Here is a 10,140-nt window from a genome sequence, read left to right as displayed (position 1 = left end):
TCAACTATCCCTCTATCGTAGTACTAGCTTGCGTATCAAGCGTGGAATATCACCTCCTACAACGGTAATGATACCCAAGTCTGCCCAGAGTGGAAGGTGGTAACTGCGTTTAGAGGAATGCGAGCAAGGCGAGTCCGATTCCGATGGTGTTGACGAGCCCGTGGATGATGCTCACCGTCAGCAGGCTGTTCGTTCGTTCGTAGACGTAGCCGAGGATGAAGCCGGTGGCTGCGATGCTCACCACGGCCCCCCAGACGCCAACGGAGAGGAGGTCAGAACCACCGAACCAGTAACTCGGGATGTGTGTGAGGCCGAATCCAATCGAGGTAATGGTGATCGCGGTGATCGCCCCATACCATTCACGTAGGCGGCCCTGGATAACACCGCGGAACAGGAATTCTTCGATCGGGGCAATGAGCAGGAGATTTCCGACGAGGAACACGGAATAGATTAACACGGGGTTCTCGACCGCCGCCGCGTTCGAAATATTCGTCGCCGAACCGGATCCGAACTGGCTCACTACGATTTCGGTCAGGAGCGACGCAATGATAATCGCGGCCAGTCCGCCAAGGATCCAGCCGCCATCCCGAAGCACCGGCCACCGGAGATCGTAGTGAATCGTCACCGGTCGGAACCGCAGGTAGACGACACCGACAACGGCGAACCAGAGCGTTGCGAGTCCCCCTCCGACGAGAAAGGTCAACGCGAAGCTGTCGCCGAGTCCCAACAGTAGCTGAAGTCTACTGAACCCTTCAATAATCAGCAGACCGCCGAAGGACGAAATCGCGAGCAGCGCGACGGCCGTGAGGAAGGTTCGCGCGGATTCAGGTCCGGTCGGCGTCTCGGTTGTCGGTTGGCGACGTTTCGTAATTGAAACCATTCTGGATCAGGCATGAGTGCCGAACGTATAGACGACGTTTGAGAATATAAACAGGTAGTGACACGTTCTATCTAACGCCTGTATTGTACGCTGTTATTCTGAACGTGTGAGGTCGTGTTTGTTGCGAAATTCGGCGATCAATCCGATAATCCCACCAAAGACAAAAATACCAGCGAGAAGGTGCCAATTCCCATCAAGATACTGTAGTGTCCCGATTGCGATGAAACCGCCATACATCAGTGGCTGATAGAGTGGATGGCTTCGAATACCGTTCACCGTCGCTGCGAATAACAGTGGAACGGCAATTATCCAGAGCACAACAGAATACAGCGTTGGTGGCCCGTAATATACGAACTCAAAATAGGAGGCTGCGCCGACCAGTACCAACATAACCACGACGGCTCCCGGGCGAATTCGATTTTGGAGGGTGCGGAGGGCAGTCATTCAGGTTCGTTATCTTTCGGTAGCATCTTGTGATGTGCTTTCGCTTTTTCTCGCGGACCAATTGCGGTCACTGTATTAAACGAACCGATGGGGCGAAGAGCGGGTATGCGAACTGTTGTCTGTCATCCTCACTAGAATTCAAATTCCCCTGAGGACGCCCGTCACGCCGATCGTCTCGGCGACGACCCACGCGACGAAGAGCAGGTACGCCGCGAGCAGCGCGTACGACTCGCGGGGCGTGAGCGAGAGGTCGGTCCGGAGCGTCGCGAAGAGCAGCACCGTCGCGACCGTGAGGACGCCGAGCATCGGGACGGCCGTCGAGAAGTTGATGTCGACGCTCCCGACGATGAGGACGCCGAGCGGGATCGCGACGAGCAGGTCGAAGGTGTTCGACCCGAGGACGTTCCCGAGGCTCGTCGCCCCGCGACGCTCTCGCGCCGACCGGACGCTCACCAGCGTGTCGGGGAGGCTCGTCGCGGCCGCGACGACGGTGATGCCCGCGAGGAACTCCGGGATACCGAACGTCGTTCCGAGCGATTCGACGGACGCGACCAGCCGCTCGACGGTGACGACGATGACGGCGAGGCCCGCGAGCAGCTTCGCCCACTCCCGGCGGACGTCGACCCCGTCGCGGACGCGGTCGAGCGCGGCGTCGTCGACGTCCTGGTACTGGATGAAGAGGTAGAGCCCGTACAGCAGCAGCGGGATCGTCGCCAGCGGTCGGGTCAGCTCCCCGACGATCGGGTCCGACGAGACGGGGTAGTAGATGACCGCGAGCGCGAACGTGACGACGAGCGCCGAGACCGCGATCATGTAGAACTGCGCCTCCTTGTACACGATCGTCCGGCTCGCTTCGAGGTCGCCGTCCGTGCCGAGCCCCGACAGCGCCGGGATGACGAGGATGTTGAAGATGGCGGACCCGACGAGCGCGCCGACGCCCATGTCGAACACGCCGACGACTGCGGTGACGAGCACGCTCACGAGCTCCGGGAAGCTCGACCCGATCGCGACGACGATCGACCCCTGGACGACCGCCGGCAGCCCGTAGTACCCGGAGAGCGTCTCGGCCGCCTCCTCCAGCCAGCCGCTCCCGACCCAGATCGCGGCGGTCGCCGCGACGATCACGAAGACGTGGACGAGCGGCGAGCCCAGGAATCCCGTACCCGCCATCGGCTCACCGCACGTGTCGTCCGCCGAGCTCCCACAGCCGGTCGGCGATATCGTCGCCGAGCGCCCCGGGCCGCAGCCGCCACGCCCAGTTGCCCGAGACGGTGCCCGGTTCGTTGAACCGCGCCTCGCTGCCGAGCCCGAGCAGGTCCTGGGCGGTCGTCACCGCGAGCACCGCCTCGGAGGCCCACACCTCCTCGATGATCTCCCACTCGACGCCTCGGTCCCCGTCGGCGCCGACGTTGTACCGGAAGCAGTCGCGCTGCTCCGCGGAGAGGTCCGCGTGGTACCCGACCCACGTGTCCGTGTCGTGCGTCGACGTGTACCCCACCACGTCCTCCGGGTAGTGCATCGGCTGGTAGGGGTTCCCCGCCTCACACCAGTCGGCGTACTGCGGGACGCGCATGCCGGGGAAGCCGAACTCGGCCATCAGCTCGTCCATCGCCGGTTCCTCGAAGCCGAGGTCCTCGGCGACGAAGGGCGCTCGTCCGAGCTCCCGCTCGACCGTCTCGAAGAGGTCGCGGCCGGGACCCTCGCGCCACTCGCCGTCGGCGGGGTCGTCGCTGTCGGCGGGGATCGCCCAGTAGCGCACGAACCCGAGGAAGTGGTCGAGCCGAGCGACGTCCGCCAGCTCGAACAGCCGGCGGAACCGCGCGATCCACCAGTCGTACTCCCGCTCGGCCAGCCGCTCCCAGTCGTACACCGGGTTCCCCCACCGCTGGCCGTCGTCGCCGGCGTTCGGCGGCACGCCAGCCACCGCGGTCGGGCGGCTCTCGTCGTCGAGGCGGAACGCTTCGGGGTTCGCCCACACGTCCGCGGAGTCGAGCGCGACGTAGATCGGCACGTCGCCGACGATCGAGACCCCCTCGTCGGCGGCGACCTCGCGGAGGGCGCGCCACTGGCGGTCGAACGTCCACTGGACGAACTCGCGGTACCGGATCTCCGCGGCGTGGCGCTCGCGGGCGTCGGCCAGCACCTCGGGGTCGCGCGTCCGGAGCGGCGCCGGCCAGTCGACCCACATGTCCTCCGACCGCGCGTCCGAGAGCGCCCGGAACAGCACGTAGTCGGCGAGCCACGGCTCGCGCTCCCGGAACGCGTCGAGCGCGACCCGGTCCTCCTCGGTCGCCGCCGCCTCGAACCGCTCGAAGGCGGTCCGGAGCAGGGGGAGCTTGTACGCGCGGACGGCGTCGTAGTCGACCCGATCGGCCGGGAAGTCGGGAACCGGTTCGAGGTCGCTCTCGTCGAGCCAGCCGTCGTCGACGAGCCCGCGGAGGTCGATCAGCAGGGGGTTGCCCGCGAACGCCGACGGCGACTGGTACGGCGACTCCCCGGCGCCCGGCGTCGTCGGGCCGACCGGGCAGATCTGCCAGTGGTCGACGCCGGCGTCGCCGAGGAACGAGAGGAACTGGCGTGCGCCGTCGCCGAGGTCGCCGATCCCGTGGTCGCCGGGCAGCGAGGTGACGTGACAGAACACGCCGTCGGAGCGGTCGAATCGCATACGCCTCCTGTGATCCCCACCAACTCAAGCGTTGCGTACGGGTCGGTCGCGACCGTCCGACGGTGCCACCGCGATAAAGTTCGACTGTCTGATAGTTCGGCCGTCGGACGGCTACTCCGCCCGCCAGACGATCGCGTCGGCGGTTTCGAGTGTCACCGCGTCGTCGGGCCTGACTCGGTCGCCGACCGCGGCGTCGACCTCGGGGGCCGGGAGCGCCACGGTCCACGTGTCGGGCCGGTCACGACCCGCGTCGAGGTCGACGAGCACGTCCGCCGGGGACAGGTCGACCGGCGTTCCCTCGACGTTGCAGGCCACGAGTACCCTCTCGCCGCCGTCGGGGTCGCGTCTGATCGCCTCGTACACGACGGTCCCCTCGGTTGGGTGGCGGTAGCCGAACGCCTCGCCGCGACCGGGGTCGACGTCGGCGCGGAGCCACGGGCGCGACTGTCGGAACTCCCGCACCGCGCGGTCGAACGCGGTCCGATCGTCGTCTTGGTCGCCGGCCCACCGGTCGAGCGTGAGGTACTCGCTCACGTCGGCGCTCCACGCGAACGAGAAGCGCTGGAGGTCGGCGGCCGTCAAGTCGTCGCCTCTTTCGTCCGGCTCCAGCGCCGTCCCCTGCACCGACAGCAGGTCGGCGATCAGGTCAACGTCGTAGTCGGTCGTCTCGACGAACGCGGCGAGCGTCGTGACGAACGATCTCAGTTCCGCACGCGTCTCGAAGCCGACTCCCCGCAGCCGCGGGAAGGGATCTGCCGCAGCGTCGCCGTGCGCGTCGACGAGCGCCCCTTCGGGGACGTGCCAGTCGACCCACGGGGCCTCCTGGGCGACGACCTTCACGTTCCAGGCGGGGTCGGTGTCGCGGACGAACCCCCACGGCGCGCGGTGGTTCGCGTGGAGGAAGTCCATCGGAACGCCGGGCATCGCGACGTGGAACCAGACGAGCGCGGCGGGGCTGTCGTACGCCTCGCGGATCGTTCCCCGCGGCGTCTCGGCGAGGTAGGGGTTGATCGCCTCGCTGTTCCAGTCGTGAGTCACCTCGACCTGCGATCCGCGCCGCAGCGTGTCGTGGTTGGCGACGCCCGTGATCCACCGGCTCCCGAACTCGGCGACCTCGCGCATCCGCCACCACTTCGTCGCCCAGAAGGTGAGAAGCGCCGGCTTGTTGTGCGCGAACGTCACCGGCGACCACTGGAACGCGTGGGGGTGCTGGTCGATGAGCGTCCGGTACGTCGACGCCAGCTCCCAGTCCTCGCGGGGCCACGGACGTCCGTCCTCGAAGATCATCCAGGGGCGATACGCGGCGCCCGCGACCTCGTGGGTCACCCGATCCAGCTCCGCGAGGAACTCGTCGTCGTGGATCCGTTCGCCCGTCTCTGGGTCGTGGTAGGTGAAGTCCTGCGCGCCGTCGATCCGGATCCCGTCGGCGCCGAAGTCCGCCTTCCGGCGGTGGAGTTCCAGGAGGACCGCCCGCACCACCGGGTGACGGTAGTCGAGGTGGAGCCCGTACATCCCCGGGCCCTCGAAGAAGGGGTCGGGGAGCAGCTCCGCAGCTGCCTCGTCGGCGTGGCCGAGCGCGACGTCGAAGACGACGCGAATCGGGTCGGGCATCGCGTGACAGGCGGCGATGAACGCGACGAGCTCGTCTGGACGGCCGGTCTCCAGAAGCGCCGGGTTGGCCGCGCCGAACCCGCTCACCACCACGTCGTACCCCCAGTTCGTCTGGTCGGGCCGCTGCACGCCGACGGTCACCGTCTCGCTCGCGCGCTCGCGGTCGAGCGGCGCGCCGTCGACCGACTCCGGTCCCTCTGTCCCGCCCGGCCGCCAGTACCACTGCCGGTCGTACGCCTGCGTGAGCGGCTCCACGGGCATCAACTGGACCGCGTCGTAGCCGGCGTAGTTGCGCTCGTGGGGCTCCAGGGGCTCGTCCGCCCGGAGCTTCTCGCCGATCCGCTCGAACCGATCCGCGAGCGCGCGGAGCGATCCCTCCTCCGTGGAAGTGCCGGGGTGGATCTCCAGCATGCTCGTCGCGGGCTCGACGCGCGGAATCCCGTCGTCCGGGCTCGTCGCCAGGGGCTCTCGGTCGGTGCCGAGCGCCGCGAAGTGGTCGCGGTCGGGACGGGTGGCGTCGAGCCGCGGCCAGTCGTAGACCTCCGCCGGCGCGAACGCCCCGAACGGGAGCGACCGTGCGAGGGGATCGCGGACGGTCCGGTACTCCTCGCCGTTCCCGTCGGGGTCCGGGTAGACCAGTTGGTAGAGCGCGCCGAGCCGGTCGGCCGTGCCGACCGGGACCCCCTCGACGGCGACCCAGTGGAACTCGCCGTCGCGCTCGACGGGGAGCCGGTCGACCCGGAACGAGATCTCGCGGAGGTCCTCGCGTCCGGGATCGACCGCGGCTGTGGCCGCCGACGCGTCCGCCCCGTCGACCGGCGTGAACAGCTCCAACCGCACGTCGTCTTCGGGGACGCCGGCGTCGACGAGGTCGGGCGTCCAGAAGCCGAAGGCGACGCCCGCCGGCGGGTCCGTCGCGGGGTCGGCGTCGGCCGGTCGGATCGGGTGCGCGCCGAGCCGCTCGGCGATCGTCCGCGCCACCGCGAAGCGGTCGGCACCAGCCGCACGGTCGGTCGCGGCCGCGTCCACGAGCGCCGCAGTCTCGTCGGAGAGGCGTCGGGGTGTACTCGCGGCTGATCCCCCCTCGCTCATCGCTCCGCCGCGCGGACGACCGCGACCTCGTCGACGTGGATCCGCTCTCGTCCCTCGCCGTCCACGACGACGCAGGGCTCGTCGGTCACGAGGTCGCGGTCGGCGTGGGCGACGTCGACCGCGACGCTCGCGGGGGCCGGCGCGAAGTTGAGGACGACGACGAGCGTCTCGTCGTCGTCGCTCCGCGTGAACGCCACCACGTCGTCGGGGTGGACGTCTCCGCTGGCGACGATCGGCTGCTCCGAGAGGTCGCCGCTCGCGACGTGGTAGTGACGCGGGTCAGGTCGCCCGCGGGACCGAGCGCCGGGTGGGCGTCCCGCGTCGCGAGCAGCCGCTCGTAGCGATCGCGGACTGCCTCGCGAGCGTGTTCCCACGCGATGGCGTCGCGCCGGCCGCGCTGGCCGATCTCCTGGCCGGCGTAGACCATCGGGACGCCGGGGAGCGTGAACGTCGCGGCGCCGGCCGCGGCCGCGGCGGCGTCGCCGCACTCGACCCGGTAGCGCGTCTCGTCGTGGTTCTCGATGTACTGGAGGAACCCGGCGTGGTCCGGGAAGCCGATCTCCGCGCGCTGGTCGATCGCGTCGAGGACGCTCTCCGCGGCCGCCGCCCCCCGGCCGACCTGCCTGAGCTGGAAGTACAGCGTCGCGTCGAAGTGGACGTCGAACATCCCCTCGTGGAAGTCGGGGATGTACGGGATCGTCTCGTCCATCAGCAGGAACTCGCGGTCCATCGCCTTCACCCGGTCGCGCAGCTCGCGCCAGAACGAGTCCGGCACCGCCCACGCCATGTCACAGCGGAAGCCGTCGACGAGCGGCGCCCACTCGTCGACCACGTCGAGCAGGTGTCGGCGAACGGTGAGGTTCGCGTGGTCCAGGTTCGCGATGTACTCCCAGTCGAAGTACGTGCCGGGCTCGCCCGACTCCTGCCACTCGAACCGGTCGCGGTACGGCGAGTCGGGGTTCCGGTAGGCGTCCTCGAACCACTCGTGCTCGCGGGCGGTGTGGTTCGCGACGAAGTCGAAGAGCACCCGCATGCCCTGATCGTGGGCGGTCTCGACGAGCGCCTCGAAGTCCTCGCGGTCGCCGAGGTCGTCGGCGATCGCGAAGAAGTCGGTGATGTTGTAGCCGTGCGGCCTCCCGTCGTGTTCGAGCACGGGCGTGAGCCACAGCGTGTCGATTCCCATCTCTGCGATCTCGGGGACCCGGTCCGCGATCGCCGCGAGCCGCTCGCCCTCCGGCGCGTCCGAGAACGTCCGGACGTACACCTCGTAGACGGTCGCGTCGGTCGTCCACGCCGGCGGGTCGTTGAGCCGTACCGTCTCGAAGACGGGCGCCGCGGGCGCGATTCCCTCGTCCGTCGGGACCGTCGAGGCGCCGGCGAGCGTTCCCCGAGCGACCCGTTCGATCCCCACCGCTCTGCGACGGCTGACGCGCGGCTCCTCGCCGGGTTCGCGCGCGACCGCGACGCCGTGGACGCGCAGCCGGTCGGCGATCGCGTCCGTCGGGACACGCAGCTCGCGCCCGTCGGCCGCGTCCGGAGCGCGTCGCGCGGGTGCCGCCGCCCCTCGGCGAGCGCGCGTTCGACGTCCCGGTCGTCGACGACCAACGCCACCGCGAGGTCGTCGGCGTCGAGCTCCGAGTCCGGATGCGGCGTCGGCGTCGCCCGGACGACGCCCTCCCGCTCGCCGTCCTCGCCCGACTCGATCGTCGCGTCCAGCCGCACCCGCGGACGGCCGACGCCCTCGTCTGCGGGCTCGGCGCCGTACTCGACCGGAGCGCGGTCGGCGCCGCGGTCGCGGATCGCCGTTCCGCTGCCGCCCGCGACGTCGACGTCCGCGTAGCTCGCGGCGAACGCCCGCACGGTGAGCAGGTGGTCGCCGTCGGGCGCGTCGAGCCCGATCAGGAACCGACCCGGAACGTCCGGCGTGAACGCCGTCACCGCCTCGTCGCCGACGGTCGCCTCGCTGTCGGGCGGCGCGTCGGCGACGCGCCAGCGGTAGGTCGCGTCCGGGTCGGGGTCTCTCGGCGCCAGTTCCGTCGTCTCGCCGGTCGCGAGGAACCGCGGGGGTCCAGGGTGGTGCATACCACGGTCATCGTTGCCCGGGGTCTTCGTTGTTGCTCTCGTCCGTCCCGCGTCTCGGACCCGATACCCCTCCTCGCGCCCGCGGACGCGAGCGCGGGAAATAATCGAGTAGCGAAATCCCAGATTCGCCGTGCGCGAGGATCTCGAAGTGCGAAATCCCATATTCGCCGCGGACGAGGACCTCGATTCGACGTAAGGACGGCCTACCGGCACGCTGCTGCGGGGCGAGACGACGACGGGGCAACCGACACGGGCGGTCGTCAAGGCTTTTAGGACGGAAAACGCAGGAGAGCCATGCGACTGCGAACCGCCCTCACGGAGCACGAACGTCGACGCGGTGAGCGTTATCCGGCGGAGCGTCCCACCACCGCCGGCGCGTTCACCGGCGACGACGGCCGGCTGGTCCACGTCGGACCGGACGGAACCGTCCACGACTGTTCGTACTCCCTCTCCGGAGTCGGTGGCGCCGACCGGCTCCGCATGGGAATCACGGCGGGCCGAGGCGTGCGCTGGGTCGACGAGCTGCCGACGACGCGACAGCAGTACGACGGCGACACCCCGCTCGTCGAGACCGAGTACGACGCCGGCCGCTACACGGTCCACCAGTTCGACCTCGTCGTGAGCGACACCCACCTCACGCACGTCGAACTCCGCGGCTCGCCGCCCGCGAACGCCGAGCTCGTCGCCGCCTGCGCGTTCTCGCCGGACATGGTCGAGGGACAGGTCGGCAACATGATCCACGACGCCGCCGGCCCCGACGGCGGCGACGTCGCCGAGGTGTACCATCGCACCGAACACGACTTCCTCACGGCCTCGACGGGGCTGTCGGCCGCCTACGGGCAGCCGCTCCGGGGGCTCTCGGAGCTTCGCGGCGAGGAGGACCACAGCTTCCCGCACCGCGGGGAGATCGACCAGCGGGAGGACTCCCGGCTCACGCCGAACGTCGTCGTGCGCGCCCCGTTCGAGCGAGACGGACGGCGGGAACGGGTGACGCTCGCGAGCCGCGCGGTGCTCGACCGGCGAGAGACGCGCGACACGGGCGACGACGCGAAGGACGCGATCACGGACGGTCCCGACCGTCAGCGGCGGATCGGCGAAATCGCGCGGATCGCGACCGCCTACCCGACCGCGGAGGACCTCCGCGAGGCGGCCGACGGACGCGGACCGAGCGTCCCGGACGACGTCCCGCGTCGGGAGGTGGTCGCGAGCGACCTGCGCGCGCTCGACCTGCTCACCGCCGAGTCGGCGCGCGGATCGCGGCGCCGGAGTTCGACCCCTACTTCGCCACGTCGGGCGGCTACGGCTACACGTGGTTCCGCGACGAGGCGGAGTCGTCGCTGGCGGTGCTCGGCGCGAACGAGGCGCT

At 69.4% G+C, this 10,140-nt stretch carries 5 protein-coding genes and 2 pseudogenes; 1 reads left to right on the top strand and 6 read right to left on the bottom strand.

The window, feature by feature from the left end; genetic code table 11:
• Positions 1-109 precede the first annotated feature (109 nt).
• The 6 genes and pseudogenes from GJ633_RS10395 to malA form a co-directional block, all read right to left on the bottom strand.
• On the bottom strand, positions 110-727 hold the full coding sequence (locus GJ633_RS10395) for a CPBP family intramembrane glutamic endopeptidase (RefSeq protein WP_197431313.1): 618 nt from the start codon (positions 725-727) through the stop codon (positions 110-112).
• 246 nt (positions 728-973) lie between these two features.
• Positions 974-1,324, bottom strand: a complete 351-nt coding sequence (locus GJ633_RS10390; protein WP_156588775.1) for a hypothetical protein — start codon at positions 1,322-1,324, stop codon at positions 974-976.
• Between the two features lie 138 nt (positions 1,325-1,462).
• Entirely contained in the window at positions 1,463-2,494 is a 1,032-nt protein-coding gene (locus GJ633_RS10385) for a sodium:calcium antiporter (RefSeq protein WP_156588774.1), read from the bottom strand.
• 4 nt (positions 2,495-2,498) lie between these two features.
• Positions 2,499-3,989: a 4-alpha-glucanotransferase gene (gene malQ, locus GJ633_RS10380; RefSeq protein ID WP_156588773.1), complete on the bottom strand. Its 1,491-nt coding sequence runs from the start codon at positions 3,987-3,989 to the stop codon at positions 2,499-2,501.
• A 111-nt stretch (positions 3,990-4,100) separates the two neighbouring features.
• Complete coding sequence (gghA, locus tag GJ633_RS10375) at positions 4,101-6,692, bottom strand: glucosylglycerol hydrolase (RefSeq protein ID WP_156588772.1); 2,592 nt, start codon at positions 6,690-6,692, stop codon at positions 4,101-4,103.
• Positions 6,689-8,774 (bottom strand): annotated as a pseudogene (malA, locus tag GJ633_RS10370) (alpha-amylase MalA). Before malA ends, gghA begins: the two are co-directional and overlap by 4 nt.
• Before the next feature lie 294 nt (positions 8,775-9,068).
• On the opposite strand from malA, the pseudogene GJ633_RS10365 reads away from it, so the two are divergent.
• Positions 9,069-10,140, top strand: a pseudogene (locus tag GJ633_RS10365) (glucoamylase); the annotation flags it as partial.

Source organism: Halorubrum sp. CBA1125 (genome assembly GCF_009742825.1).
Lineage (GTDB): Archaea > Halobacteriota > Halobacteria > Halobacteriales > Haloferacaceae > Halorubrum.
Note: the sequence above shows the minus strand (reverse complement) of the source record. Positions and strands in the feature narration are given on the sequence as shown.

What these genes read in the sequence shown, in the direction of transcription:
- GJ633_RS10390 (WP_156588775.1), bottom strand. Translation starts at nt 1,324, where the DNA reads ATGACTGCCCTCCGCACCCTCCAAAATCGAATTCGCCCGGGAGCCGTC.
- GJ633_RS10385 (WP_156588774.1), bottom strand. Translation starts at nt 2,494, where the DNA reads ATGGCGGGTACGGGATTCCTGGGCTCGCCGCTCGTCCACGTCTTCGTG.
- malQ (WP_156588773.1), bottom strand. Translation starts at nt 3,989, where the DNA reads ATGCGATTCGACCGCTCCGACGGCGTGTTCTGTCACGTCACCTCGCTG.
- gghA (WP_156588772.1), bottom strand. Translation starts at nt 6,692, where the DNA reads ATGAGCGAGGGGGGATCAGCCGCGAGTACACCCCGACGCCTCTCCGAC.